The 454-nt window shown below is 71.4% G+C and carries 1 protein-coding gene; it reads right to left on the bottom strand.

Features of this window, described 5'->3' with window-relative positions; all coding sequences use genetic code 11:
• A partial coding sequence (locus LPA54_RS38465; RefSeq protein ID WP_228985022.1) for a dihydroxy-acid dehydratase occupies positions 1–454 on the bottom strand: 454 nt, incomplete at both ends.

Genomic DNA, 454 nt, shown 5'->3' with positions numbered 1-454 from the left:
CCGGGTACAGGTTGCCGCGCAGGACGGCGATGCCCGTGCCGGCCGGCTGGAAGGGCGCGTCGAGCGGGGTGATGACGTCGGAGCCGGCCCGTTCGGCCCGCGCGGTGTTCTCGCCGACGGTGCGTCCGGTGACCGTGACAGGACCGCCGTGCAGCAGCCCGCCGCCGAGCAGTTCGGCCATCACGGCGGGCAGCCCGCCCGCGTAACAGAAGTCCTCCATCAGGTAGGTGCCGCTCGGCATCAGGTTCACCAGCGTCGGCACCTCACGGACCAGCGTGTCGAAGTCGTCCAGGTCCAGCTCGACACCCACGCGTCCGGCGAGGGCGGTGAGATGGATGACGGCGTTGGTGGAGCCGCCGATGGCCGCGTTGACCCGGACCGCGTTCTCGAACGCCTCCCGCGTGAGGATCCGCGAGGGCCGCAGTTCCTCCTCCACCATGTCGACGATGCGCCG

Source organism: Streptomyces sp. DH12, from assembly GCF_020873895.1.
Lineage (GTDB): Bacteria > Actinomycetota > Actinomycetes > Streptomycetales > Streptomycetaceae > Streptomyces.
Note: the sequence above shows the minus strand (reverse complement) of the source record. Positions and strands in the feature narration are given on the sequence as shown.